Raw genomic sequence first — 26,288 nt, forward strand, 5'->3', positions numbered from 1 at the left:
CCTGACTCGTGCCACTTGACCGTGGATCGGTGACCGTTGTGGCGTCTTCGCAGGTGAGCGCGTTGCGGCGTCGCTGATTGACACACCCCGGGGCTCGGTAGGGTCCGGCCGGTGGTGTTCGTGCGGAGGTCCCCGGGTCGATCGGGTAGCACGAAGGTGCAGATCGCTGAGCGCCGTGATGGGCGCGACGTCGTGGTCGAGCACGTCGGCACGGCCCGCACCGACGCCGAGCTGGCAGTGCTCGTGGCTCAGGCACGCCGGCGGCTGCACGAGGGACAGGAGGCTCTCGACCTGGGGATCGTCGAGCTTGAGGATGAGGGTGTGCCGCAGCGGCCTGGCCTGATCACGAGCAAGCACTCCGGGCTGTTGTGGCAGGTCCTCACCCAGGCCTACGCCCGGCTCGGGTTCGACGCCGTCGGTGATGAGGCGTTCGCCCAGCTCGTGCTGGCGCGGATCATCGAGCCGACCTCGAAGGCAGACTCGGTGCGCGTCCTGAACGAGATCGGGGTGGCGCCGGCGTCGCTGCGCACGATGTTCCGCTCGCTGCAACGCGCCCAGGAACGCGACTACCGGGGGCAGATCGCTGCCGCCTGCTTCAACCACGCCCTCAGCAGCGGGGACGTGAGCCTGGTGCTCTACGACGTCACCACCCTCTACTTCGAAGCAGAGAAGGAAGACGAGCTCCGCAAGGTCGGCTACAGCAAGGAGCGCCGCGTCGACCCCCGAGTCGTCGTCGGCCTGCTGGTCGACCGACACGGGTTCCCACTCGAGATCGGCTGCTTCGAGGGCAACAAGGCCGAGACCTTGACGATCATCCCGATCGTCAAGCAGTTCGCGCAGCGCCACGGCATCGCGGACATGGTCGTCGTCGCCGACGCCGGGATGTTGTCCTCGTCCAACCTGCGTGATCTGGACGAGGCCGGGCTGCGGTTCATCCTCGGATCCCGGGTCACCAAGGCACCCAAGGACCTGGAGTCCCACTTCCGCTGGCACGGCACCGCGTTCACCGACGGACAGGTCATCGACACCATCACCCCACGCGACCAACGAGGCACCGCGGTGAAGACCAGCGACCCGGCCCGTCGGGCTGAGCCCGTCTGGGACCCGGCGGTGCATGCGAAGTCGTGGCGCGCGGTGTGGGCCTACTCGCGGAAGCGGGCCGTGCGCGACAACACGACCCTGACCCTGCAGGAGAACAAGGCCCGTGCGGTCGTGGCCGGGAGAAGGCCGCCAGGACCCCACGGTTCGTCAGGACCCGCAACGGCGCCAACGAGCTCGACGAGACCTCACTGGCCAGAGCACGCGACCTCGTCGGGTTGAAGGGCTACGTCACCAACATCGAGGCCGGCCTGATGCCAGCGGGCGAGGTGATCGCGAGCTACCACGACCTGTGGCACGTCGAGCAGTCCTTCAGGATGTCGAAGACCGACCTGGCTGCGCGGCCGATGTTCCACCACACCCGTGAGGCGATCGAGGCCCACCTCACGATCGTGTTCGCTGCCCTCGCGATCGCCCGCCACCTGCACAACGCCACCGGCCTGAGCATCAAGAAGATCGTCCAGGCGCTGCGGCCACTCCAGCAGATCACCGTCCGCATCGCCGGCCACGAACACCTCGCCAAGGACCCGATCACGCCTGTCGCCCAGGCGATCATCGACGCCCTCGGGATCAGCGCTCAGTGACACACCCCGGTGGCACGAGTCAGGTGGTTGGTCTCGTACTCGGCGGGCGCGGCGGCTCGAGGTTCCCTCCGAGCTCGGCTACGTTCTCGCCGACCTGACTGTCGATGGACGACATCTAGCGTTCTGCACCTAGGTCGCCGACACAGCTCGGGTCCGCATCAATGCGCTCGTCACTGACAGTGCTGTGCCGGTGACCCGAAGCCGTGTGAACTGTGACGGGGCGACTGCTGCACGATCAGGTCAAGGGTCACCAATCCGTGCAGCAGACCCCAGGTCGTCGCACGCCGAGCGTGCGACCCGTTGCCGTTGATGGCCATCTCTCCCCTGACTCGTGCCACTTGATCTGAAGTCGCGGATCGCGCTTGTGTTTGTGCAGGTCACGCGGTTGCGGGTGGCGTGAGTGACACACCCCGGTCCTCGGTAGGGTCCGCTGGTGGTGTTCGTGCGCAAGGTTCCAGGGCGCTCGGGCAGCACGAAGGTCCAGCTCGCTGAGCGCCGTGACGGGCGTGATGTCGTCGTTGACCATGTCGGCACGGCCCGCGACGGCGCCGAGCTCGCGGTGCTGATGGCGGTGGCTCGCCGCCGCATGCACGAGGGCCAGGAGGAACTCGACCTGGGCGGCGTCGGCCTTGAGGATGAGGGCGTGCCTAGCCGGCCTGCCCCGATCACGAGCAAGCGCTCGGCGCTGTTGTGGCAGGTCCTGACCGATGCCTATGTCCGGCTCGGGTTCGACGCCATCGACGACGAGGCCTTCGCCCAACTGGTGCTCGCGCGGATCATCGAGCCGACATCGAAGGCCGACTCGGTGCGCGTGCTGAACGAGATCGGCGCACCGGCAGTCTCGTTGCGCACGATGTTCCGCTCCCTGCAGCGCGCCCAGGCACGCGACTACCGAGCCAAGGTCGCCGCCGCCTGCTTCAACCACGCGATGACCAACGGCGACGTCAGCCTGGTGCTCTATGACGTCACCACGCTCTACTTCGAAGCCGAGAACGAAGACCAGCTGCGCAAGGTCGGGTATAGCAAGGAACGCCGCGTCGACCCGCAGATCGTGGTCGGCCTGCTGGTCGACCGGCATGGGTTCCCACTCGAGATCGGCTGCTTCGAGGGCAACAAGGCCGAGACGCTCACGATCATCCCGATCGTGAAGCAGTTCCAGGACCGCCACGGCATCACGGACATGGTGATCGTTGCCGACGCCGGGATGCTGTCCTCGACCAACCTCAGGGAGCTCGACGCCGCCGGCCTGCGGTTCATCGTCGGGTCCCGGGGCACGAAGGCGCCCAAGGATCTCGAATCCCACTTTCGCTGGCACGGCACCGCGTTCACCGACGGGCAGGTCATCGACACCATCACCCCGCGAGATCAACGTGGGACTGCGGTCAAGACCAGCGACCCGGCCCGACGCGCCGAACCTGTCTGGGATCCAGCGGTGCATACGAAGTCGTGGCGGGCGGTGTGGGCCTACTCCCGCAAGAGAGCCGTACGCGACAACAAGACGCTCACGTTGCAGGAGAACAAGGCCCGTGCCGTGGTCGCCGGCGAACGAGCCGCACGGACGCCGCGGTTCGTGAAGACCCGCAACGGCGCCACCATCCTCGACGAGGCGTCGCTGGCACGTGCTCGTGGTCTGGTGGGGTTGAAGGGCTACGTCACCAACATCCCCGCCACCCTGATGCCCGCGGTCGAGGTCATCGGCAGCTACCACGACCTGTGGCACGTCGAGCAGTCCTTCCGGATGTCCAAGACCGACCTCGCCGCCAAGCCGATCTTCCACCACACCCGGGACGCGATCGAGGCCCACCTGACCATCGTGTTCGCCGCCCTCGCGATCGCCCGCAACCTGCAGAACACCACCGGACTAAGCATCAAGAAGATCATCACGACCCTGCGACCGATCCAGCAGATCACCGTCCGCATCGCCGGGCACGAACACCTCGCAGCCGACCCAATCCCGCCAGCAGCCGAGGCCATCCTGACCGCGCTACACGCCAGCCCTCACTGACACACCCCGCTGGCACGAGTCAGGGTGACGGGGCGACTGCTGCACGATCAGGTCAAGGGTCACCAATCCGTGCAGCAGACCCCAGGTCGTCGCACGCCGAGCGTGCGACCCGTTGCCGTCTTCGGCCATCTCTCCGGCAGGTTCGCCGATGGCCGGCACGGGATGGAAACGATTCCATCCATTCGGACGTCATTCGGCGCGCGACTCGACGCTGACCCTTGACAGTTTGTGTGACGCCGCTCATAGTTCTCGGCGAAGCGAAGTGGAAACGGTTCCACAAGCGGTCCGACTGTCAGGAGCGTCCAACGATGCGCAAGCCCAACATCCGTCGAGGGGCGGCGCTCGGCGCCGCGGTGGCCCTCGTCGCCGGCACGACCGTCGCCTGCGGCGGCAGCGACTCCGGCGCCAGCTCGTCCAAGCTCGGCAAGGACGACGTCCTCACCATCACCACGTTCAGCGACTTCGGCTACGACAAGCTGATCGACCAGTGGAACGCCGATCCCGATCGGCCGTTCACCGTCAAGCACACCAAGATCGCCGACTGGGACCCGTGGAAGAAGACCCTGACCCAGGAGCTCCAGGCCGGCCACGGCCTCACGGACATCGTCGCGGTCGAGGGTGACGCGATGCCGCAGTTCGTCTCCGAGGGTGCCTCCGACCAGTTCTACGACCTCGCCGACTCCTCGCTCGACGACCGTTGGGTCGAGTACGCCTACAAGGCCGCGCAGACCGCCGACGGCAAGCAGATCGGCTATCCGACCGACGTCGGCCCGGAGGCGTTCTGCTACCGCGCCGACCTCTTCAAGAAGGCCGGCCTGCCGAGCGACCGCGAGGAGGTCAAGTCGATCTTCGCGACCTGGGACTCCTACTTCGAGGCCGGCAAGAAGCTCGTCGCCGCGCTGCCGGACACCAAGTGGTACGACGCCAGCGGCTCGATCGCGCAGGCCATGCTCAACCAGACGGAGTTCCCCTTCCAGACCGCGGACAACGAGGTGAGCATCGACAACCCCGAGATCCAGAACGTGTGGGACACCGTCACCGCGTACTCCTCGACCCTCTCGCCGCAGGTCGTCCAGTGGGGCGAGGACTGGACCGCGAACTTCCGCAACGACGGCTTCGCGACGATGCCGTGCCCCGGCTGGATGTTCTCGAACGTCAAGTCCTCCGCGCCTGACGTGAAGGGCTGGGACATCGTCGACGCCTTCCCGGGTGGCGGTGGCAACTGGGGCGGCTCCTTCCTGGCCGTGCCCACGCAGTCCGAGCACCCCGAGGAGGCCAAGGAGTTCGCCGCCTGGCTGACCGACAAGGACCAGGAGCTCGCGGTCTTCGAGGCGGCCGGCAACTACCCGGCCAACGTCGCCGCCGAGGAGGACCTGGCCGCGAAGAACGCCACCGACCCGTACTTCAACAACGCACCGACCGCGGCGATCCTCGCCTCGCGCGCTGCCGCGGTGGAGCCGGGACACCCCTACAAGGGTGACAAGTACTCCGACATCCTCGGCCTCTTCCAGACGGCGATCCAGCGCGTCGACGAGGGCAGCTCGCCCGAGGACTCCTGGAAGACGTTCGAGCAGGCTGTCGGCAGCCTTTCCTGACCAAATGTCCGGGTCCGCACCCACGCCCCTGGTCGGGAGTCCCTGTGACTCCCGACCAGGGGCACCCGGGCCGCGGCGATCACCAGGAGGTACGACGTGACGACCGTCCAGGCCACCCGGAGCGGTGACCCCGGGGCGCCCGCGAGCCCGCCGCCGCCGCGGCTGACGCGCCGGCAACGGCTGTCCCACTGGGACTACCGGTTCGCGCCGTACCTCTACGTGCTGCCGTTCTTCCTGGTGTTCCTCGTCGTCGGGATCTACCCGATGGTCTACTCCGGCTACCTGTCGTTCTTCTCGTGGCCGCGCTTCGGGCCGAGCCACGGCGACAGCGTCGGGTTCGCCAACTACGCCCACGTGCTCCAGGACCCGGTGTTCCGCAAGGCCTTCTGGAACACCATCGGCATCTTCCTTCTCTCCTCGGTGCCGCAGGTGATCACGGCGACCGTGATCGCCGCGTTGCTGGACACCCAGCTGCGCGGTCGCACCTGGTGGCGGATGAGCGTGCTGCTGCCGTTCGTGGTCGCGCCCGCGGCGACGGCCCTGATCTTCGGCAGCCTGTTCGCCGACAAGACCGGCCTGATCAACGAGATCATCCACACCCTCGGCCTGCCCAAGGTCGGCTGGCACTCCAACCGGTTCGCCAGCTGGACCGCGATCGCGTCGATGGTCAACTACCGCTGGACCGGCTACAACACGCTGATCATCCTCGCCGCCATGCAGGCGGTCGACCGCCAGCTCTACGAGGCCGCGTCGATCGACGGGGCGAGCCGGGTGCAGCAGTTCTTCCACCTGACGCTGCCCTCGATCAGCCCGACGATGCTGTTCGTCATCATCACCTCGACCATCGGCGGCCTGCAGATCTTCACCGAGCCCCGGCTCTTCGACACCAACCTGCAGTTCCAGGGCGGTGCCGACTACCAGTACCAAACGCTGACGATGTACGTCTTCAACACCTCCAACAGCAGCACCGATCCCTATCCACGGGCGGCCGCCGCCACCTGGATCATCGTGCTGATCATCGTCACGATCGCGCTGATCAACTTCGGTCTCACCCGTCTGCTCCAGAGGAGGTCCGAGAGGTGAACCGTCGTCCGGGGTTCCTCGTCTACGGCCTGCTGTCCGCGTTCGTGCTGGGCTCGGCCTTCCCGCTCTACTGGTCCTTCGTCATCGGGTCGGTGACCAAGGAGCGCGCGATCCACAGCCCGCCACCGCTCTACCCCGGCGGGCACTTCCTCGAGAACGCTCGCCGCGTCTTCGACCAGATCGACTTCTGGTCGGCGCTCGCCAACTCGATCATCATCTCCGGTGTCTCCGCGCTCTCGGTGGTGTTCTTCTCCACGCTCGCCGGCTACGCATTCGCGAAGCTGAGGTTCCGCGGCAGCAACGTCGGCCTGGCGTTCGTCATCGCGACGATGGCGGTGCCGACCCAGCTCGCGCTGATGCCGCTGCTCAAGGAGTTCAGCAATCTCGGGCTCGCGGGCACCCGCACCGCCGTGGTCCTCCCGTGGCTGGTCACGGCGTTCGGCGTCTTCTTCATGCGCCAGTACCTCGTCGACGCGATCCCCGACGAGCTGATCGAGGCGGCCCGCGTCGACGGCTGCTCGCAGATCCGCACGTTCTGGACCGTCGCCGTGCCCGCGGCGCGCCCGGCGATGGCGATCCTGGCGCTCTTCACCTTCATGCACACGTGGACCGACTTCATGTGGCCGTTGCTGATCCTCCAGGGCTCCGACGTCCAGACCCTGCAGACGGCGCTCGACCAGCTCAAGATCGCGCCCGCCGGCGGCATCTCCGACATCGCGCTGCTCCAGGCAGGCACGCTGCTCGCGACGATCCCGCTCCTCGTCCTGTTCATCGCGACCGGCCGCCAGCTCGTGGCCGGCATCATGCAAGGAGCCGTCAAGGGATGACGACCCGAGAGTTCCCCCCGGGCTTCCTCTGGGGCGCCGCGGCCGCGGCCTACCAGATCGAGGGGGCCGTCGACGCCGACGGCCGCACCCCGTCCATCTGGGACACGTTCGTGAAGGTGCCGGGCGCGATCCTGCACGGCGACACCGCCGACGTGGCGTGCGAGCACTACGACCGGATGCCCCAGGACGTCGCGCTGATGAAGCAGCTCAACCTCGCGTCGTACCGCTTCTCCACGGCGTGGCCCCGGATCTGCCCCGACGGCGGTCCGGTCAACAAGGCGGGTCTGGACTTCTACAGCCGGCTCACCGACGAGCTGCTCGCCGCCGGCATCACGCCCTGGCTGACGCTCTACCACTGGGACCTCCCGCAGGCCCTGGAGGACGACGGCGGCTGGACCAACCGGGACACCGCCTACCGGTTCCTCGACTACGCGATGACCGTGTACGACGCCCTGGGCGACCGGGTCGACCACTGGACGACCCACAACGAGCCCTGGTGCTCGGCGTTCATGGGCTACACCAGCGGCGGGCACGCGCCGGGACGGCAGGAGGGTGTCGCCGGCGTCGTCGCGGCCCACCACCTGCTCCTCGGGCACGGGCTGTTCGTCGACGAGTTCCGCCGTCGCGGGGGCACGGCGGACGACGGCAAGGCGGTGGGCATCACGCTCAACCCGACGATGGTCGATCCCTTCGACGCGGACCGCCCGGCCGACGTCGACGCGGCCCGCCGCCTCGACGGCTTCCACAACCGGGTCTTCCTCGACCCGCTGTTCCGTGGGCGGTACGCCGACGACCTGGCCGGCGACACCGAGGGCATGCTCTTCCGGGGCAGGCGCTGGCAGGACTTCGTGCAGGACGGCGACCTGGAGCTGATCAGCAGCCCGCTGGACTTCCTGGGGGTGAACTTCTACCACGGTGACGTCCCGGCGGCGCTGCCTTACGACGCCGAGCCGGACGCGCTCCTCGGCAGCCGGATCGAGCACTCCCCGCGGCAGCGCCGGTCGCCCTACCCGGGCGGCGGCTTCGTGTTCCCGCGCACCGGCCTACCGACCACCGACCGCGACTGGGAGATCGACCCGGACGCGTTCCGGCGCCTGCTCGTCCGGCTCCGGGACGCGTACGCCGTACCACCGATCTACATCACCGAGAACGGCGCGATGGCCGACGACGTCCTCGAGGACGGGGCGGTCCACGACGCCGCCCGGCAGCAGTACATCGAGCAGCACCTGGGCGCGATGCTCGACGCGATGGCCGAGGGCGTCGACGTGCGCGGCTACTTCGTGTGGTCGCTCATGGACAACTTCGAGTGGAGCTACGGCTACGCCCACCGCTTCGGCCTGGTCCACGTCGACTACGGGACCCAGGCCCGCACCCCGAAGGACAGTGCCCTCTGGTTCGCCGAGTTGGCGGCCCGCAACCGTCTCTGCCAGTAGCGTGACGCGCGTGGCTCAGAACGGCGGTACACCCACGCTCGACCAGGTGGCCAAGCTGGCCGGGGTCAGCAAGGCGACCGCGTCGCGCGCGATCAACGGGCGGTCGAAGGTCAGCGCGAAGGCGCAGACCGCGGTCGACAACGCCGTCCGCGCGCTCGGCTACACGCCCAACGCCGCCGCGCGGTCGCTGGTCACCCGGCGCACCGGCTCGGTGGCGCTGATCGTCCCCGAGTCCGACGAGCGCATCTTCTCCGACCCGTTCTTCGCCCGGATGCTGCACCTCGTCGCCCGGGCCCTGCGCGAGCACGACCTCCAGCTGGTGCTGCTGATCGCCCAGCCCGGGGACGAGGAGGAGCGGCTGCTCCAGTACCTGCGCGGGCGGTACGTCGACGGCGCGATCGTCGCCTCGCACCACCGCGCCGACCGGCTCGCCGAGCACCTCTCCGACCTGGGGCTGCCCTGCGTGTTCATCGGCCGCCCCTGGATCGGAGCGGAACGCGTCTCCTACGTCGACAGCGACAACGCCGCCGCCGCCGGCCACGCGGTGCGGGTGCTGCTGGAGGCCGGGCGGCGCAGGATCGCCACCATCGCCGGGCCCCGCGACATGCGTGCGGGTCACGACCGCCTGGACGGCTGGCGCCGGGAGCTGGTGGCCGCCGGCCTGGACGCCGACCTGGTCGCGTACGGCGACTTCACCGAGGAGAGCGGCGCCAAGGCGTGCGCCGAGCTCCTCGAGGCCGCCGGGGACCCTGGCGGCGTCGACGGCATCTTCGCCGCGTCCGACCTCATGGCCCAGGGCGCGATGCGCGAGCTCGCCGCCCGCGGCCTGCGCGTCCCCGAGGACGTCGCGATCGTCGGCTACGACGACCTCGGCGTCGCCGAGCGCACCGACCCGCCCCTCACCACGCTGCACAACCCGATCGGCCAGATGGTCACCGAGGCGCTCCGGCTGCTCACCGAGGCGATCGACGCCGGCGGCACGGGCGCGCCGCGCCGGGTGATCTTCGTGCCCGAGCTGGTGCGCCGCGCCTCCGTGTGAGGTTCAGCCTCAGAGCCCGCTGCGGGCCACGGTGGAGCGCGAGGAACGGTGCTCGCGCCGGGGGAGGTGGTTGCCGAAGGTGTCGCCGGAGCAGAGGTCGTAGCTCTCGCCGAGACCCGGCGCGACCCAGCCGACCTGGGGCACGTCGACGATCACATGACCGCAGTGGGAGCAGATCTCCCGGGGGCCGGCCACGGTTCCGCGTCGTACGAATGCCTTCATGTCTCCATCGTCTTCCGTCTGCTTCTGCATCACAGAGTCAAAAGTTTGTCTGAAGCGAGGCATTAGTCCCGGAATCCCCGAGGCGGTCCCGGTGTTCCCCACGGCATGACCACCATCGGACTCATCGGCAGTGGAAACATCGGCGGCGCCCTGGCCCACCTGACGGTAACGGCCGGACACGACGTCGTCCTCAGCAACAGCCGTGGTCCGGAGACGCTCGCGGACCTCGCCGCCGAGCTCGGCCCGCGGGCCCGGGCCGGTACGCCCCAGGAGGCGGCCGAGGCCGGCGACCTCGTGGTCGTGACGATCCCGCTCAAGGCCTACCGGTCGGTCCCGGTCGAGCCGCTGCGCGGCAAGGTCGTCATCGACACCAACAACTACTACCCCCAGCGCGACGGCCACATCGCCGAGCTCGACGACGAGTCGACGACCACGGCGGAGTTGCTGCAGGCGCATCTGCCGGACTCGAAGGTCGTCAAGGCCTTCAACAACATCTACGCCGGGTTCCTCGGCCTGCTCGCCCGCCCGGCCGGCGACCCCGAGCGCAGCGTGCTGGCGATCGCCGGCGACGACGCCGGCGCCAAGGCCATGGTGGCGAGGTTCCTCGACGAGATCGGGTACGACGCCTACGACGTCGGTCCGCTCGCCGAGGGCTGGCGCTTCCAGCGCGACGAGCCGGCGTACGCCGCGCTCTACAGTGCCGACCCCGCCGGCTCCTGGCCTCCGCAGCACGCGCGTCGCGTCGACGAGGCCTTCCTCGTCGAACAGCTGGGCCGGGCGAAGCGCTACCGCGACATGTGAGCGGCGGGAAACCACAGCGCGACCTCGACGGGCCCACCGATACGATCGGTGGGTCCGTCTCTTCTCTCTGCCCAGGAGCAACTGTGTCCGATCTGAAGATCGTCCTCGCCCACGCCGACGCGCGTGAGGAGCGGACGGTCACGACGGGCACCAAGGCCTGGGAGCTGTTCGCCGACGACACCGCGGTGATCGCGGTCCGCGTCAACGGCGCGCTCAAGGACCTCGCCTACGAGCTCGCCGACGGCGACGAGGTCGAGAGCGTGGCGATCGACAGCCCCGACGGGCACGACATCCTGCGCCACTCGACCGCCCACGTGATGGCCCAGGCCGTCCAGCACCTGTTCCCGGAGGCCAAGCTCGGCATCGGGCCGCCGGTCGAGAACGGCTTCTACTACGACTTCGACGTCGAGACCCCGTTCGTGCCGGAGGACCTGGCCAAGATCGAGACCGCGATGCGCAAGATCATCAAGGAGGGGCAGCGCTTCTCCCGCCGGGTCACCACCGACGCCGACGCGATCAACGAGCTGCAGGACGAGCCCTACAAGATCGAGCTGATCGGGCTCAAGGGCTCCGGGGCCTCGACAGGCTCGACCACCGAGGCGGTCGAGGGCGCCAGCGTCGAGGTGGGCGCCGGCGAGCTGACCATCTACGACAACGTCCGCCGCAACGGCGAGGTGGCGTGGAGCGACCTCTGCCGCGGCCCGCACCTGCCGACCACGAAGCGGATCCCGGCGTTCAAGCTGATGCGCACCGCGGCGGCGTACTGGCGCGGCGACGAGAAGAACAAGCAGCTGCAGCGCATCTACGGCACCGCGTGGGAGTCCAAGGAGGCGCTTGAGGCGCACCTGCACCGGCTCGAGGAGGCCGAGCGCCGCGACCACCGCAAGCTCGGCCGCGATCTCGACCTGTTCAGCTTCCCCGACGAGATCGGCTCCGGACTCCCGGTCTTCCACCCCAAGGGTGGGGTGATCAAGCGGGTGATGGAGGACTACGTCCGCCAGCGTCACATCGAGGAGGGCTTCGAGTACGTCGGGACCCCGCACATCGCCAAGGAGGGGCTGTTCTACACCTCCGGCCACCTGCCGTACTACGGCGAGGGGATGTTCCCGCCGCTCGACGTCGACGGCATGGACTACCGGCTCAAGGCGATGAACTGCCCGATGCACAACCTCATCTTCCGGTCGCGGCAGCGCTCGTACCGTGAGCTCCCGCTGCGCCTGTTCGAGTTCGGGTCCGTCTACCGGCACGAGAAGTCCGGCGTCGTCCACGGCCTGACCCGCGTCCGGGGGTTCGCCCAGGACGACTCGCACTCCTACGTCACCAAGGAGCAGGCGCCGGCGGAGATCAAGCACCTCCTCGACTTCTGCCTCGGGCTGTTCCGCGACTTCGGCCTCGACGACTTCTACCTCGAGCTCTCGACCCGCGACGACTCCAAGCCCGACAAGTTCATCGGCTCGGACGAGGACTGGGCGGTCGCGACCAAGGTGCTGGAGGACGTCTGCATCGACTCTGGCCTCGAGCTGGTCCCGGACCCGGGCGGGGCGGCGTACTACGGCCCCAAGGTCTCGGTGCAGGCCCGCGACGCGATCGGTCGCACCTGGCAGATGTCGACGATCCAGTACGACTTCAACCAGCCCTCGGCGGACCGGTTCGACCTCCAGTACACCGCCGCCGACGGCTCGCGTCAGCAGCCGGTCATGATCCACTCCGCCAAGTTCGGTTCGATCGAACGGTTCATCGGCGTGCTCGTCGAGCACTATGCCGGCGCCTTCCCCCCGTGGCTGGCGCCCGTGCAGGTGCAGGCGATCCCGATCGCGGAGCGGCACAACGACTACCTCTACGACGTCGCCAAGCGGATGCAGCGCCAGGGCCTGCGGGTCGAGGTGGACGACTCCGACGACCGGATGCAGAAGAAGATCCGCAACGCCCAGCTGCAGAAGGTGCCGTTCATGATGATCGCCGGCGACGACGACATCGCGGCGGGCGCGGTCTCCTTCCGCTACCGCGACGGCCGGCAGGACAACGGCGTCCCGCTCGACGAGGCGATCCAGCGGGTCACCGACGCGGTCACGAGCCGCGAGCAGGTCTGAGGCTTGCGGCTCGCGACGGCGACCAGGCTGATCGGACTGGTCGCGGTCGCGAGCATGCTCGCCGGCTGCTCGGCGTCCGACGACCCCGGACAGAGGCCGGCCGGGTCCGCCACGCCGCACCCGACCTCGGTGGTGCAGCCGACCCAGGATCCCGCGGCCGCCCGGCTCGCCGCCCTGGCCCGGCTCGCCGAGCAGGCTGCGGCCGAGCTGCCGCGGGTGCGCGTGGCCCGGCCGCGCACCGGTGAGGTCCTCGGTGCCGACATCAGCTGGCCGCAGTGCCCGCGAGGCCTCGGCATCCCCGAGCGCCGCACCCTCGGTCTGCCGATGCCGCCCGCGAGCGCGGAGTACGTCGTGCTCGGGCTCACCAACGGTCCCGGGCTCACCGCCAACCCGTGCCTGAGCGACCAGGTCCGCTGGGTGCGCGAGCGGCGGCTGATGGCGGCGGCGTACGCCGTCGCGAGCTATCCCGATGCGGCCGCCCTCGCCGAGCACGGGGGAGTGGGACCCCACGACGGAGCGACCCGGCTGGGTGCACTGGCGAACGCCGGCTATCAGCAGGCCCTCGTCAACGTCGCCACGATGCGCCGCGCGGGGCTCGCCTCTCCCATCGTGTGGGTCGACGTGGAGCCGGTGCGTGACTTCGAGTGGAGCGGCGACCGCGTAGCCAACGCGGCGGTGGTCGAGGGTGCCGTGCGCGGCTACCGGGACGCGGGCTACCGGGTCGGCGTCTACTCCACCCCCGCGCTGTGGGCCGGCGTGGTGGGGGAGCTCACGCTCGGGCTGCCGGAGTGGCGGGCGGCCGGTCAGACCTCGCGGTCCGAGGCGCGGGAGCGGTGCGGGGCCGACTGGTCGATCCAGGGTGGCGCGGCTGTGCTCGCGCAGTGGGTGGCGGACCGCCGTGACCTCGACCTGACCTGCCCCGGGACGTCAGCCCGGCTGGGTCGGTGGTTCCAGCAGTACTGACGGCTAGTGCCGCGTCCCAGAGGTTCTTGGGCGCTTCGCGCCCCCATGGCACGCACCTCGCTGCGTTGCCGACGCTTGCGAGACGAGCGGGTATGGCGGCGCGCCGGCGCCTTGCGATGCACGCACCCTGAGAACGCCAACCGTTCAACAACTTCCGAGACGCGACACTAGCGGACCCGCTTCACGTAGCGCCGGCACGGGGAGACGTACCTCTCGCCACCGGCCGTGACCTCGTAGGGCAGGTCGCCGCCGTCGCGCCAGCCGTGCTTCTCGTAGAAGCGTCGCGCCCGCGCGTTGCCGGTGACGACGGCGAGCCAGGCCTCGGCGTACCCGGCCGCGGCGACCTGCCGCTCCGCCTCGGCCAGCAGGGGGGCGGCGACGCCCGCTCCGTGGAGGGCCGGGTCGACGAAGACCTGCTCGACCTCGTCGCCCACGACCATGATGAAGCCCGCCACCCGGCCGTCGACCTCGGCCACGGTCGTGTCGGCCACCCGGGCCGGCGTGCGCTCATGGAAGGCCTCGAGCGTGCGGGCAGCGGTCAGACCGTCGGGAACGTGTCCGGCGTGGCCCAGGTGCCAGGCCGGGTGCCAGATGTCGGCCACCGCGGCCATGTCGCCGGGGCGGGCGGGACGCAGCGTCGGAGTACTCACGGGCTCACCCTAGGGTTGACGCCATGACGGATCCTGCCGGCCACGCGCGCGACGGGTTCGAGGGCTTCGACCGGCTCTGGACACCGCACCGGATGGCGTACATCGCGCCGAGCCTCCCGCACGGCGACGGCTGCCCCTTCTGCGCGATGGAGGACCTGGCACCCGAGGACAGCCTGGTCGTCCACCGCGGCGAGACGTGCTTCGTCGTGCTCAACCTGCACCCCTACAACCCCGGTCACCTGATGGTGCTGCCGCTCCGGCACGTCGCCGAACTCGAGGACCTCACACCCGAGGAGACCACCGAGCTGATGACCACGACCCAGCGGGCGGTCCGGGTGCTGCGGGCGGTGAGTGGCCCGCACGCGTTCAACATCGGCCTCAACCTCGGCGGCGTCGCCGGGGGATCGCTGTCCCAGCACCTGCACCAGCACGTGGTCCCGCGGTGGTCGGGCGACGCCAACTTCATCACCGTGCTCGGCGGCACCAAGATGCTGCCCCAGCTGCTCTCCGACACCCGCGCGCTGCTGGCCGAGGCCTGGGTGTGAGCCTCACCGAGGACGCCGCGCTCGCCGCGCGGCTGGTCCACCACGCCGGCAGGCTCGCTGCGCGGATGCGCAGCGAGGGGCTCGAGGCCGCGACGAAGACCTCGATCTCCGACGTCGTCACCGCGGCCGACCACGCGGCGGAGCGCCTGGTCGTCGACACTCTCGCCGAGGAGCGTCCCGGCGACGGCGTGCTGGGGGAGGAGGGCGCGTCGCACACGGGGTCGTCCGGGCGGACGTGGGTGATCGACCCGGTCGACGGCACCTACAACTTCGTGGCCGGCCTCGACTGGTGGTGCTCGGCGATCGCCCTCACCGACGGCGAGCGGCTCGTGCTGGGCGCGGTCCACCACCCGGCCACCGGTCGCACGTTCGTCGGCGGCCCCGGCCTGCCGACCACGGTGGACGGCGTACCGCTGCCGCCCCTCGCGGACCGGCCGCTGTCCGCGGCCTGCCTGACGACCTACCTCCACCCGCCGTCGTACGGCGGCGAGGTAGGTGCGGCCTTCGACCGGCTCGCCGGTGGGGCGGCCACGCTGCGGATGCTCGGGTCGGCGTCGATGGATGCGACCGCGATCGCCCAGGGAGCGCTGCACGTGCGCTGCCAGCACTCGCTGCCGCCGTGGGACGACCTGCCCGGCGCTGCGCTGATCCTCGGGGTCGGTGGTGCGACCGCGCGCGTGCACGCGGCCGGCGTCGACTGGTCGGCCGCGGGCGTGCCGACCGCCGTGGCCGAGGTCCGCGCCGCGCTCAGTCAGACCAGTGCGTAGGGCGGCTCGGCCGCCCGGCCCTGGAAGGCCAGGATCGCCGGATTGACCACCCGGCCGTCCCGGATCTCGATGGCCTTGCGCAGCGTCTCGTCGTCGTCCCAGGCCGCGGGACCCTCGAGCATCGGACGCAGGAAGGGGATCAGCGCGTTGCTGTTCTCCCACGTCGCGGAGCTCCACAGGTAGGACGGGCTGTGGTCGACCGCGTAGTAGAGCACGTGGTCGCCCACCTCGAAGGTCGGCTCGTCGAACGTCGTGGGGCGGGCCCAGCTGAAGCCCATCGCCTCGTCGCAGGACACGTCCACGATCAGGCTGCCGGGCCGGAACAGCGCGAGGTCGGCGGTCTGGAGATAGGTCAGCGGTGCGGCCGTGTCCTGCAGTGTGCAGTTGACGATGATGTCGTTGTCCGCCAGGTACGGCGCCAGCGCCACCCGGCCGGCGTCGGTGATCACGTGGCTGAGGTGGGTCTCGTCGGTGTCGTGGTCGAACTGCCGGATGCGCACCGAGTGGATCGGGGAGCCGACGGCCGCGACGCCGCGGTTGGTCAGCACCGCCACCTCGTGCACGCCGTGGGCGTTGAGCGCGGTCACGGCGCCCCGCGCCGTCGCACCGAACCCGATCACGACCGCGCGGAGCCGGCGACCGTAGTCGCCGGTCAGGCCGGCCAGCTCGAGCGCGTGGATCACCGAGCAGTAGCCGGCGAGCTCGTTGTTCTTGTGGAACACGTGCACGCCGACGTCACCGCCACTGGTCCAGTGGTTCATGGCCTCGAACGCGACGAGCGTCAGCCGGCGGTCGATCGCGAGCTGGGTGAGCTCGGGGTCCTGCACGCAGTGCGGCCACCCCCACAGCACCTGACCGGGCCCGAGTGCGGCGACGTCGGAGTGCTGGGGCTTCGGCAGCAGCACCACGTCGGAGGTCGCGAGGATCTCGGCGCGCGAGGCGAAGCCCGCGACGTACGGCGCGAGCGAGTCGTCGGTGGCGCCGAAGCGCTCGCCGTACCCGTGCTCGAGCGTGATCTGCTCCCGCAGATCCGCATCGAGGTGCGAGAGGTGCTCCGGATGCAGCGGCAGGCGCCGCTCGTTCTCCTTGGCCGAGGTGCCGATGACGCCCAGGCTGCGGAGCGTCACTTCTTCTTGTTCGGGTGGATGCTCTCCGAGAGGGTCTGCTCGTGGCCCTTGTCGCGCTTCTCGGCGCGCTTCTCCTTGATGGACTTCCCGGACTTCTTGGACATGCCCTGGCGCGGCGACTTGTCGCTCATGTGGGTTTCTCTCTGAGAGGAAGCCTGGACGGCTCCGCAGCTTCGACACTACGCCCTCTGGCCGCATCGCACGCTGTGCCAGGACGGTAGTCCCTGACGAACGGGCCCCCGCCCGGCAGGGGAGAGGGCCCGTTCGTCAGGGAGTGTCCGGCAGCGTCGGTCAGCGCACGCCGTACAGGTGCTCGAGCGCGAGCTGGTCGAGCTTCTCGAAGCCCATGCCGCGCTGGGCGGCCTCGTCGGGGTCGAAGGCCTCGGCGCGCAGGTCGGCGACGGTCTCGCCGGCGGAGATCGTCGGGACCGCGAGCTGGTCGACGCGGGCGTCCTTGAACGCCTGCTGGACCTCGGGGTCGGCGCGGAACGCGCGGACCTTCTCCTTGAGGATCAGGTAGTTGCGCATGCAGGCCTCGGCCGAGACCCAGACACCGTCGATGTCCTCGGTCCGCGGGGGCTTGTAGTCGAAGTGGCGCGGGCCCTCGTAGCCACCGTTCTCCACGATGTCGACGGTCCAGAACGCGCCACGGGCGTTGCCGGCGCCGAAGCGCAGGTCCTGGTCGTAGCGGGGACCGTGCTGACCGTTGAGGTCGATGTGGAAGAGCTTGCCGTGCCACAGCGCCTGCGCCAGGCCGTGGGCGTAGTTGAGCGACGCCATCTCCTCGTGCCCGACCTCCGGGTTGAGGCCGACCATCTCGGGGTGCTCGAGCTCGTTGATGAAGGCGAGGGCGTGGCCGACCGTCGGGAGCAGGATGTCGCCGCGGGGCTCGTTGGGCTTGGGCTCGATCGCGAAGCGCAGGTCGTAGCCCTTCTCCAGCACGTACGAGCCGAGCAGGTCGAACGCCTCCTTGTAGCGCGACAGCGCCGACTTGATGTCCTTCGCGGCACCGGACTCGGCGCCCTCGCGGCCGCCCCAGGCCACGAAGATCTTCGCGCCGAGCTCGGCGGCGAGGTCGATCTGGTCGAGCGCCTTACGGATCGCGAAGCGGCGGACGTCGCGGTCGTTGTTGGTGAAGCCGCCGTCGCGGAACACCGGGTGCGAGAACAGGTTGGTGGTCACCATGGGGACCACGAGGCCGGTCTCCTCGAGCGCCTTGCGGAACGGCGCGAGGTGCTTCTCCTTGGTGGCCGCGTCGGCGTCGAACGGGAACACGTCGTTGTCGTGGAAGGTCACGCCGTACGCGCCGAGGTCGCTGAGCCGGTGGATGGCCTCCGCGGGCTCGAGGACCGGGCGGATCGCGGAGCCGAACACGTCGACCCCCTGCCAGCCCACGGTCCACAGGCCGAAGGTGAAGTGATCGTCGCGGGTAGGGGAGAAGCTCGACTCGGTCATGGTGCCTGGTGCCTCCGGGTGGGAACGGGTTGATGGAGCAACAGAACCGGGGCGGCCGGCGGCCTGGTAGGGCCAGGAGACCCAGGTATGTTGTCGACCACAACATACCCCGTGACTGTCGTCACGTCACGGGTCTGGCCGCAGGTTTCGATATCGATTTCCACGCCGCCTGCGTCGGCCGGCTCGGCGCGGTCTCGGAGGGGTGCGGATCCGGGAGTTCTGGCCTAGCCAGCTGGGCTCTGGGGATCACGATTTGGTCACGGTCACGCGGGCCCCGACTTGGTTTGATCGTGCAACAAAAGAAGGGCACTTGGTCCCCTTGCCGGGGTCGGGGGTCCTCAGTATGTTGTCGGCCACAACATACCCGGTGATGGTCGTCACATCGCCGGGTCCAAGCCATGGAGGTCGAGGAATGGTCAGGATCAAGGGAGCGCGACTCGCGTCCCTCGTTGCAGTCGGGGCACTCGCGTTCGGCTCGCTCGCCGCATGCGGCAGCGACTCTGAGGGCGGCAACGGCAGCAGCAGCGGCGGCGACAAGAACAGCGACACATCGGCTCCCGAGGCCACCGGCAAGGTCGGGGTCATCCTCCCCGACTCGAAGTCGTCGGTCCGCTGGGAGACGCAGGACCGCCCGAACCTCGAAGCCGCCTTCAAGGCCGCGGGCCTCGAGTCGATCATCCAGAACGCCGAGGGCTCGCCCGACACGTTCGGTCAGCTCTGCGACCAGATGATCACCGAGGGGGTCCAGGTCCTCATCGAGACCGACCTCGACCCCGACTCGGGCAAGGCCTGCATCGACAAGGCCAAGAACGCCGGCATCGCGGTCATCGACTACGACCGCCTCACCCTCGGCGGTGGCGCGGACTACTACGTCTCGTTCGACAACGTGAAGGTCGGCGCGCTGCAGGGTCAGGGCCTCATCGACGGCCTCAAGGCCAAGGACGTCACGAAGGGCAACATCGCCTTCATCAACGGTGCCGCCACCGACAACAACGCCACGCTGTTCAAGCAGGGCTACGAGCAGGTCATCAAGGACGACGGCAGCTTCACGGTCGTCGGCGACCAGACCGGTGACTGGGACCCGGACACCGCAGGCAAGGTCTTCGACCAGTTCTACGCTGCCCACCCCGACCTCGTCGGCCTCGTCACCGCGAACGACGGCATGGCGGGCGGCGTCATCGCCCGTATGAAGGCCGCCGGCGTCGAGGGCAAGATCCTGGTGACCGGTCAGGACGCCACGGCCGAGGGCCTGGCCAACGTCCTGCAGGGCTACCAGGCCGGCACCGTCTTCAAGAACACCTCGCTCGAGGCGAAGGCCGCCGCCGACCTGGCGATCGCGATCATCAAGGGTGAGGACCCGGCCTCGATCGCGACCGGCTCGGTCAACGACTCCAAGCTCGGTGTCGACGTGCCGTCCGTGCTCGCCACCCCGGTTTGGATCACCGCCGACACCGTCAAGGACGTCGTCGCCGCCGAGCAGGCGAGCGCCGCCGACATCTGCAAGGGCATCGAGAAGCTCTGCACGAAGTACGGAGTCGCGTGACCCTAGCGGTCGTCTGACAGCTTGAGACGCGGGGGCCCGTCCGACTGGGCGGGCCCCCGTTCCACGATCAAACCCCCGGGAGGGCGAGGCAATGTCGAGTGGTGAGCCGCTGCTGGAACTACGCGGTGTTCATAAGAGCTTCGGTGCCGTGCACGTGCTGCAGGGCGTCGACCTGACGGTAAGGCCCGGCCGCGTGACGGCGCTGGTCGGCGACAACGGCGCCGGAAAGAGCACGCTGATCAAGGGGATCGCGGGGATCCACCCGTTCGACGAGGGCGACTACGCGTTCGAGGGCGGCCCGGTCCACGTGAAGGGTCCTCGTGACGCGAGCGCGCTCGGCATCGAGGTCGTCTATCAGGACCTCGCGCTGTGCGACAACCTGGACGTCGTGCACAACATGTTCCTCGGCCGGGAGCTCACCAAGAGCGGCCTGGTCGACGAGGACACGATGGAGTCCCGTGCGCGCGAGACGCTCGACGGCCTCTCGGTCCGCACGCTCCAGTCGGTGCGCACGCACGTGGCCGCCTTGTCGGGCGGGCAGCGCCAGACGGTCGCCATCGCGCGCGCCGTCCTCTGGAACTCCAAGCTCGTTATCCTCGACGAGCCCACCGCGGCGCTGGGCGTTGCCCAGACGGAGCAGGTCCTCAAGCTGGTCCGTCGTCTCGCCGACCGTGGCCTCGGGGTCGTGCTGATCAGCCACAACCTCAACGAGGTCTTCCAGGTCGCCGACGACATCGCGGTCCTCTACCTCGGCCAGATGGTCGGCCAGGTCGATGCCGCCACCACGACCCGTGAGCGGGTCATCACCGCGATCACGACCGGGCATGTGAACGAGGGGGATGCGGCATGAGCGTCGCGACCGACAACACCCACGACGTCCACGAGGGCCGTCGGCGGCCCGCGACGGTCCTGAGCCTGTGGAAGGAGTACGTCGCCAAGCTCCGCGGCGGCGACGTCGGCTCGCTGCCGGCGATCCTCGGGCTCGTCGCGCTCGTGATCGGCTTCTCCAGCGCTCGGCCCGAGACCTTCACCAAGGCGTTCAACTTCGGCAACCTGATCCAGCAGTCGGCCGGCGTCACGATCATCGCGATGGGGCTCGTCTTCGTCCTGCTGCTCGGCGAGATCGACCTAGCAGCGGGCTACACCGCCGGCACGTCGGCAGCTGTGATGTGCGTCCTCGCCGTCGAGCACGACTGGCCGATCGGACTGGCCATCCTCGCCTGTCTGGCGACCGGCGCGCTGATCGGCACGTGCATCGGCCTGATCGTCTCGCGGCTGGGGGTCCCGTCGTTCGTCGTCACGCTGGCCGCCTTCCTCGGCCTGCAGGGTGTCATGCTCACCCTCATCGGTGAGAAGGGCTCGATCGACTCGGGCGAGTTCGTCGCCAAGCTCAACGCCGAGACCATCGCGGTCTGGCTGGGCGTGATCGTCGCGGCTGCCCTGGTGGTGATCTACGCAGTGGCGACGTTCTTGGGCAACCGTCGTCGCCGGCGCCACGGATTGACCAGCCAGCCGACGCTCCTGTGGGCGCTCAAGTCGGGCTTCCTCGCCGTGCTCGTGGGCCTCATCGTCTACTACCTGTCGATCGAGCGCAGTCCCAACGCGCACATCAAGTCCATCAAGGGCGTCCCGATCGCGCTGCTCATCCTGATCGGGCTCGCGCTGGTGCTCAGCTTCCTGCTGGGCCGGACCAAGTGGGGGAGCCACGTCTACGCCGTGGGTGGCAACGCCGAGGCCGCGCGCCGTGCGGGCATCAACGTCCCGATGATCCAGCTCAGCTGCTTCATGCTCAACTCCACGGTGGCGGCGATCGGCGGCATCATGCTCGCGAGCTACAGCGGCGGCGTGAACAACGTCACCGGCGGCCAGACCACCCTGCTCTACGCGGTGGGTGCGGCCGTGATTGGAGGCACCAGCCTCTTCGGTGGCAAGGGCCGCATCGTCGACGCCCTGATCGGCGGCACGGTGGTGGCGGTCATCGCCAACGGCATGGGTCTGATGAACCAGCCCGACCGCACGAAGTACATCGTCACCGGCCTGGTGCTGCTCGTGGCCGCGAGCGTGGACGCGATCAGCCGTCGCCGGGCCGCGGCGTCCGGTCGCGTCTGACAGGAGAGAAACGTGCCCACCCCCACCGGCGTCGGCACCGACGAGCTGCGGCGTGCCAACCTGCGCGCGATCCTGCAGACGGTGCACACGCGCGGTCCGACGACCCGCGCGGTCCTCACCCGCCAGCTCGGGCTCAACCGCAGCACGATCGGTGCGCTCACCGGCGAGCTGCAGAGCCTGGAGCTGGTCTCGGAGGAGACGTCGGCGGTGGGTGGGCGCTCCGGCCGCCCCTCGCATCTGGTGGTGCCGCGGGAGGACAACGTCGTCGTCGCGGTCGACGTCGGTGTGGACCGGATCGCGGTCGCGCTCGTCGGCCTCGGGGGAGAGGTCCTCGACCGGCGCGACCGCGGCCACCAGCGCGGGGAGCACGACGTCAGCCACGTGGTCGACGCGATCGCCCAGATGGTGGAGGAGATCCTCGGCGCAGCGGCCGACCACCACGTGCGGTGCCTCGGCGTCGGCGTCGCCGTACCGGGTGCGGTGCGGGCCGTCGACGGGCTGGTCCGGTTCGCGCCGAACCTGGGGTGGGTCCAGGTGCCGTTCACCGACCTCCTCGCCGAGCGCCTCGACCGGCCGGTCGCCACCGGCAACGACGCCGATCTGGGGGTGCTGGCCGAGCACGTCCGGGGTGCCGCGGTCGGGTTCACGGAGGTCGCCTACCTCAGCGCCAGCGTCGGCATCGGCGGCGGGTTCCTCGTCGGTGGGCGCCCACTCCGCGGCGCCCGGGGATACGCCGGAGAGGTCGGCCACATGCAGGTCGACACCGAGGGGCCGGTGTGCCGCTGCGGCGCCGTCGGGTGCTGGGAGACCAAGGTCGGCGAGAACGTGCTGCTGCGGCTGGCCGGCCGCCTGCCTGGCGGCGGGCCGCCTGCCGTCGCCGAGGTGATCGACGCTGCCCGCGCCGGCGAGGTCCGCGCCGCCGACGCGGTCGCGGACGTCGCCGACTGGTGCGGCGTCGGCCTGCGCGCGATCGCGAACCTCTTCGACCCCGAGGTCGTGGTGCTCGGTGGGTCCCTGGCCCAGGTGTGGCGGGCCGCGGAGACGCGAGTGCGCGAGGCGATGTCCCGCAGCACGATGATGCCGCGCGACGACGTCCTGGTGCGCGCCGCGCAGCTCGGTGGCGACTCGCCGCTGATCGGCGCCGCCGAGCTGGCGTTCATGCCCGTGCTCGATCACCCGCAGGGCGTGCTGCTGCCGGCCTGACCCAGGCATCGAACACGCTCCCACACCCTTCTAGAATCGGTCGCGCACGCAGCCGCCCGAGCCGCGGTCGGCAGGCCGCGACGGCGTTCGGCGCCGTACCGACCCGGAAGGCCCCGCATGTCCGACTCGAGCTGGATCCGCTCGCCCGACCAGATGGCGCAGGCCGCCGAGGATGCCGCCTTCGGCAAGGTCACCGCCGGTCCGATGAAGTCGCTGCTCCTCGGGCTGACCGGCGGCGGTTTCATCGCGCTGGGCTTCGTCTTCTTCGTCACCAGCCAGGTCGGCGCCGGCGACCTGCCGTACGGCGTCGCGAAGACGCTCGGCGGCATCGTGTTCTCCACCGGCCTCGTGCTCGTCGTGCTGACCGGTGCCGAGCTCTTCACCAGCTCGACGCTGACGCTGGTGGCCAGGGCCAGCGGTCGCATCACCTGGCGCCAGCTCGCAGCCAACTGGGCCGTGGTCTACGTCGCCAACTTCATCGGGGCGCTGACGATCGTGGGCCTCATCTACCTCGCCGGCACCTGGCACAACGCCGATGGCGCCTGGGGAGCCGTGGTCCTCGACACCGCGCTGCACAAGGTGCAGCACACGTTCCTCGAAGCGTTCGTGCTGGGCATCCTGTGCAACCTCATGGTCTGCCTGGCGGTGTGGGCCGCGTTCTCCGGACGCACCACCACGGACAAGATCCTGGCGGTCACGATGCCGATCGCGCTGTTCGTCGCCACCGGGTTCGAGCACTCGGTGGCGAACATGTTCATGATCCCGCTGGGACTCCTCATCAAGGACCACGCGGGGGCGGACTTCTGGTCCACCAGCGGCCTCGACGCCGGTGCGTACGGCGACCTCACCTGGTCGTCCTTCTTCGTCGACAACCTGCTGCCGGTCACACTCGGCAACATCGTCGGCGGCGGCGTGATGATCGGCATCCTCTACTGGACGATCTTCCACCTGCTGCCGAGCCGCAAAGCCGGCCCCGCGGCCGACTGACGGTAGCCTGCTGCCGCCATGCTCGAACGTTTCCGCGCCTTCTGGACCAAGGTCCTCTCGCCCATCGCCCACCTGCTGCTGCGGATGGGCGTCAGTCCCGACGCCGTGACGTTCGTCGGCACCGTCGGCGTCGCCGCAGGAGCGCTCGTGTTCTTCCCCCAGGGGATGCTGCTGACCGGGGTCCTGGTGATCACCGCGTTCGTCTTCAGCGACCTCCTGGACGGCTACATGGCCCGCACCTCCGGGCGGGTGAGCAAGTTCGGCGCGTTCTGGGACTCCACCCTCGACCGGATCGGGGACGGCGCGATCTTCATCGGTCTCGCGCTGTACTTCGCCTGGGAGGAGCCCAGCCGGCTCTACCTGGTGCTCAGCCTGGTCTGCCTGCTGATGGGCGGGGTGACGTCGTATGCCCGGTCTCGCGGCGAGACCCTCGGCTTCTCGGTCAAGGTCGGCATCGCCGAGCGGGCCGACCGGCTGGTCGCGATCCTGGTGATGACCGGCCTGAGCGCGATCTTCGACCTGCCCGTGCTGCTCTACATCGCCCTGTGGGCCCTCGCGGTCGCGTCTACCATCACGGTCGCGCAGCGCGTGTGGGTGGTCCGGAAGCAGGCGCTGGCCGAGGCCGGCACTACGATCTGAGCATGGTCGAGAGCAACGCCACCGCAGCGGACAACACCCCCACCACCGGCACCTCCCGCGTGAAGCGCGGGATGGCCGAGATGCTCAAGGGGGGCGTGATCATGGACGTCGTCACCGCCGAGCAGGCCAAGATCGCCGAGGACGCCGGCGCCGTCGCCGTCATGGCGCTCGAGCGGGTGCCCGCCGACATCCGGGCCCAGGGCGGCGTCTCGCGGATGAGCGACCCCGACATGATCGACGGGATCATCGAGGCGGTCTCGATCCCGGTGATGGCCAAGGCCCGGATCGGTCACTTCGCCGAGGCGCAGGTGCTGCAGTCGCTCGGCGTCGACTACGTCGACGAGTCCGAGGTGCTCACCCCGGCCGACTACGCCAACCACATCGACAAGTGGGCCTTCACGGTTCCCTTCGTGTGCGGCGCGACGAACCTGGGTGAGGCGCTGCGCCGGATCACCGAGGGCGCGGCGATGATCCGCTCCAAGGGCGAGGCCGGCACCGGCGACGTCTCCAACGCCGTGACCCACATGCGCACGATCCGCCGCGAGATCCGGCGCCTCGGTGCGCTCGAGCACGACGAGCTCTTCGTGGCGGCCAAGGAGCTGCAGGCGCCGTACGACCTCGTCAAGGAGGTCGCCGAGAGCGGCAAGCTGCCGGTCGTGCTGTTCACCGCCGGCGGGATCGCCACCCCGGCCGACGCGGCGATGATGATGCAGCTCGGCGCCGAGGGCGTGTTCGTCGGCTCGGGCATCTTCAAGTCCGGCAACCCGGCGCAGCGCGCCGAGGCGATCGTCAAGGCCACCACCTTCCACGACGACCCCGACGTGGTCGCGAAGGTGTCGCGCGGCCTCGGCGAGGCCATGGTCGGCATCAACGTCGAGGACATCCCCCAGCCGCACCGGCTCGCCGAGCGCGGCTGGTGACGACCGGCCCGCGCATCGGCGTCTTCGCCCTGCAGGGCGACGTTCGCGAGCACCTGCGGGTGCTCGGCGACCTGGGCGTCGAGGCGATCGCCGTACGCCGTGAGAGCGAGCTCGACGCCTGCGCCGCCCTGGTCCTGCCGGGCGGCGAGTCGACCACGATGGCCAAGCTGGCGCGCACGTTCGACCTCTTCGAGCCGATCCGTCAGCGCATCAAGGAGGGCATGCCGGCGTTCGGCACCTGCGCGGGCATGATCCTGCTCGCCGACCGGATCGAGGGCGGCGCGCACGACCAGGAGACGCTCGGGGGCCTGGACATCACCGTGCGGCGCAACGCCTTCGGCCGCCAGGTCGACTCGTTCGAGGGCGACATCGACGTGGCCGGTCTCGACGCGCCCGTGCACGCGATCTTCATCCGGGCGCCGTGGGTCGAGTCGGTCGGCGCGTCCGTGGAGGTGCTCGCGCGTGTGGAGCAGGGTCCTGCCGCGGGTAGGATCGTCGCGGTCCGTCAGGGTTCGCTGATGGCGACGTCGTTCCACCCCGAGGTGGGTGGCGACTCCCGGGTCCACCGTCTGTTCGTGGATCTGGTCACCGAGGAGAGATAGG

The 26,288-nt window shown here is 69.7% G+C and carries 24 protein-coding genes and 1 pseudogene; 20 read left to right on the top strand and 5 right to left on the bottom strand.

What is annotated here, in order from left to right; translation table 11 throughout:
- The first annotated feature begins 111 nt into the window (after positions 1-111).
- The 7 genes and pseudogenes from QQZ14_RS12060 to QQZ14_RS12095 all read left to right on the top strand — a co-directional run bounded on the left by QQZ14_RS12060 (position 112) and on the right by QQZ14_RS12095 (position 9,664).
- Positions 112-1,682: pseudogene (locus tag QQZ14_RS12060) on the top strand (IS1634 family transposase).
- Between the two features lie 433 nt (positions 1,683-2,115).
- Entirely contained in the window at positions 2,116-3,687 is a 1,572-nt protein-coding gene (locus QQZ14_RS12070; protein ID WP_284534564.1) for an IS1634 family transposase, read from the top strand.
- Positions 3,688-3,995: 308 nt separating this feature from the next.
- Positions 3,996-5,282 (top strand): ABC transporter substrate-binding protein, encoded by a 1,287-nt coding sequence (locus tag QQZ14_RS12075; protein WP_284534565.1) that lies wholly within the window; start codon positions 3,996-3,998, stop codon positions 5,280-5,282.
- A gap of 96 nt (positions 5,283-5,378) precedes the next feature.
- Positions 5,379-6,365: a carbohydrate ABC transporter permease gene (locus QQZ14_RS12080; protein ID WP_284534566.1), complete on the top strand. Its 987-nt coding sequence runs from the start codon at positions 5,379-5,381 to the stop codon at positions 6,363-6,365.
- Positions 6,362-7,192, top strand: a complete 831-nt coding sequence (locus tag QQZ14_RS12085; protein ID WP_284534567.1) for a carbohydrate ABC transporter permease — start codon at positions 6,362-6,364, stop codon at positions 7,190-7,192. The genes QQZ14_RS12080 and QQZ14_RS12085 overlap by 4 nt, the downstream gene beginning before the upstream one ends.
- Positions 7,189-8,625 (top strand): GH1 family beta-glucosidase, encoded by a 1,437-nt coding sequence (locus QQZ14_RS12090; protein ID WP_284534568.1) that lies wholly within the window; start codon positions 7,189-7,191, stop codon positions 8,623-8,625. The genes QQZ14_RS12085 and QQZ14_RS12090 overlap by 4 nt, the downstream gene beginning before the upstream one ends.
- 10 nt (positions 8,626-8,635) lie before the next feature.
- Entirely contained in the window at positions 8,636-9,664 is a 1,029-nt protein-coding gene (locus tag QQZ14_RS12095; RefSeq protein WP_284534569.1) for a LacI family DNA-binding transcriptional regulator, read from the top strand.
- Between the two features lie 9 nt (positions 9,665-9,673).
- Here QQZ14_RS12095 and QQZ14_RS12100 read toward each other — a convergent pair whose 3' ends face one another.
- Positions 9,674-9,886: a hypothetical protein gene (locus tag QQZ14_RS12100; RefSeq protein ID WP_284534570.1), complete on the bottom strand. Its 213-nt coding sequence runs from the start codon at positions 9,884-9,886 to the stop codon at positions 9,674-9,676.
- 105 nt (positions 9,887-9,991) lie between these two features.
- Here QQZ14_RS12100 and QQZ14_RS12105 point away from each other — a divergent pair, with 105 nt between their 5' ends.
- The 3 genes from QQZ14_RS12105 (at position 9,992) to QQZ14_RS12115 (ending at position 13,740) form a co-directional block, all read left to right on the top strand.
- Positions 9,992-10,687 (top strand): NADPH-dependent F420 reductase, encoded by a 696-nt coding sequence (locus tag QQZ14_RS12105; RefSeq protein WP_284534571.1) that lies wholly within the window; start codon positions 9,992-9,994, stop codon positions 10,685-10,687.
- A gap of 83 nt (positions 10,688-10,770) precedes the next feature.
- Positions 10,771-12,777: a threonine--tRNA ligase gene (gene thrS, locus QQZ14_RS12110; protein WP_284534572.1), complete on the top strand. Its 2,007-nt coding sequence runs from the start codon at positions 10,771-10,773 to the stop codon at positions 12,775-12,777.
- Between the two features lie 3 nt (positions 12,778-12,780).
- A complete protein-coding gene (locus tag QQZ14_RS12115; RefSeq protein ID WP_284534573.1) occupies positions 12,781-13,740 on the top strand; it encodes a hypothetical protein in 960 nt (319 codons plus the stop codon).
- Between the two features lie 167 nt (positions 13,741-13,907).
- Here the strand turns inward: QQZ14_RS12115 and QQZ14_RS12120 are convergent, their stop codons facing one another.
- Positions 13,908-14,390 (bottom strand): GNAT family N-acetyltransferase, encoded by a 483-nt coding sequence (locus QQZ14_RS12120; protein WP_284534574.1) that lies wholly within the window; start codon positions 14,388-14,390, stop codon positions 13,908-13,910.
- Between the two features lie 23 nt (positions 14,391-14,413).
- Here QQZ14_RS12120 and QQZ14_RS12125 point away from each other — a divergent pair, with 23 nt between their 5' ends.
- Positions 14,414-14,935, top strand: coding sequence for an HIT family protein (locus tag QQZ14_RS12125; protein ID WP_284534575.1), 522 nt, complete (start codon positions 14,414-14,416; stop codon positions 14,933-14,935).
- Positions 14,932-15,702, top strand: coding sequence for an inositol monophosphatase family protein (locus tag QQZ14_RS12130; protein ID WP_284534577.1), 771 nt, complete (start codon positions 14,932-14,934; stop codon positions 15,700-15,702). The genes QQZ14_RS12125 and QQZ14_RS12130 overlap by 4 nt, the downstream gene beginning before the upstream one ends.
- Here the strand turns inward: QQZ14_RS12130 and QQZ14_RS12135 are convergent.
- From QQZ14_RS12135 to xylA, 3 genes are all read right to left on the bottom strand, one after another.
- The gene (locus QQZ14_RS12135) at positions 15,687-16,829 is read right to left on the bottom strand and encodes a N(5)-(carboxyethyl)ornithine synthase (protein WP_284534578.1); all 1,143 of its coding nucleotides are present in this window, start codon (positions 16,827-16,829) and stop codon (positions 15,687-15,689) included. The genes QQZ14_RS12130 and QQZ14_RS12135 overlap by 16 nt on opposite strands.
- The gene (locus tag QQZ14_RS12140; protein ID WP_284534579.1) at positions 16,826-16,960 is read right to left on the bottom strand and encodes a hypothetical protein; all 135 of its coding nucleotides are present in this window, start codon (positions 16,958-16,960) and stop codon (positions 16,826-16,828) included. The genes QQZ14_RS12135 and QQZ14_RS12140 overlap by 4 nt, the downstream gene beginning before the upstream one ends.
- A 160-nt stretch (positions 16,961-17,120) precedes the next feature.
- Positions 17,121-18,284 carry a xylose isomerase gene (gene xylA, locus QQZ14_RS12145; protein WP_284534580.1) on the bottom strand — a complete coding sequence of 388 codons (1,164 nt, stop codon included), beginning with the start codon at positions 18,282-18,284 and terminating at the stop codon, positions 17,121-17,123.
- 412 nt (positions 18,285-18,696) lie between these two features.
- Here xylA and QQZ14_RS12150 point away from each other — a divergent pair, with 412 nt between their 5' ends.
- From QQZ14_RS12150 to pdxT, 8 genes are all read left to right on the top strand, one after another.
- Positions 18,697-19,827 carry a sugar ABC transporter substrate-binding protein gene (locus QQZ14_RS12150; RefSeq protein ID WP_284534581.1) on the top strand — a complete coding sequence of 377 codons (1,131 nt, stop codon included), beginning with the start codon at positions 18,697-18,699 and terminating at the stop codon, positions 19,825-19,827.
- Positions 19,828-19,918: 91 nt separating this feature from the next.
- Positions 19,919-20,677: an ATP-binding cassette domain-containing protein gene (locus QQZ14_RS12155; protein WP_284534582.1), complete on the top strand. Its 759-nt coding sequence runs from the start codon at positions 19,919-19,921 to the stop codon at positions 20,675-20,677.
- Positions 20,674-21,936: a sugar ABC transporter permease gene (locus QQZ14_RS12160; RefSeq protein ID WP_284534583.1), complete on the top strand. Its 1,263-nt coding sequence runs from the start codon at positions 20,674-20,676 to the stop codon at positions 21,934-21,936. Before QQZ14_RS12155 ends, QQZ14_RS12160 begins: the two co-directional genes overlap by 4 nt.
- 12 nt (positions 21,937-21,948) lie before the next feature.
- On the top strand, positions 21,949-23,139 hold the full coding sequence (locus QQZ14_RS12165; RefSeq protein WP_284534584.1) for an ROK family protein: 1,191 nt from the start codon (positions 21,949-21,951) through the stop codon (positions 23,137-23,139).
- A gap of 117 nt (positions 23,140-23,256) precedes the next feature.
- Positions 23,257-24,126, top strand: a complete 870-nt coding sequence (gene focA / locus QQZ14_RS12170) for a formate transporter FocA (protein WP_284534585.1) — start codon at positions 23,257-23,259, stop codon at positions 24,124-24,126.
- Positions 24,127-24,144: 18 nt separating this feature from the next.
- Positions 24,145-24,765, top strand: coding sequence for a phosphatidylinositol phosphate synthase (pgsA, locus tag QQZ14_RS12175; RefSeq protein WP_284534586.1), 621 nt, complete (start codon positions 24,145-24,147; stop codon positions 24,763-24,765).
- Between the two features lie 2 nt (positions 24,766-24,767).
- The gene (gene pdxS / locus QQZ14_RS12180) at positions 24,768-25,685 is read left to right on the top strand and encodes a pyridoxal 5'-phosphate synthase lyase subunit PdxS (protein ID WP_284534587.1); all 918 of its coding nucleotides are present in this window, start codon (positions 24,768-24,770) and stop codon (positions 25,683-25,685) included.
- Complete coding sequence (gene pdxT, locus QQZ14_RS12185) at positions 25,682-26,287, top strand: pyridoxal 5'-phosphate synthase glutaminase subunit PdxT (protein WP_284534588.1); 606 nt, start codon at positions 25,682-25,684, stop codon at positions 26,285-26,287. Before pdxS ends, pdxT begins: the two co-directional genes overlap by 4 nt.
- Position 26,288: the final 1 nt, after the last annotated feature.

The organism is Nocardioides sp. T2.26MG-1 (genome assembly GCF_950101795.1).
In the GTDB taxonomy this organism is placed as follows: Bacteria; Actinomycetota; Actinomycetes; order Propionibacteriales; family Nocardioidaceae; genus Nocardioides.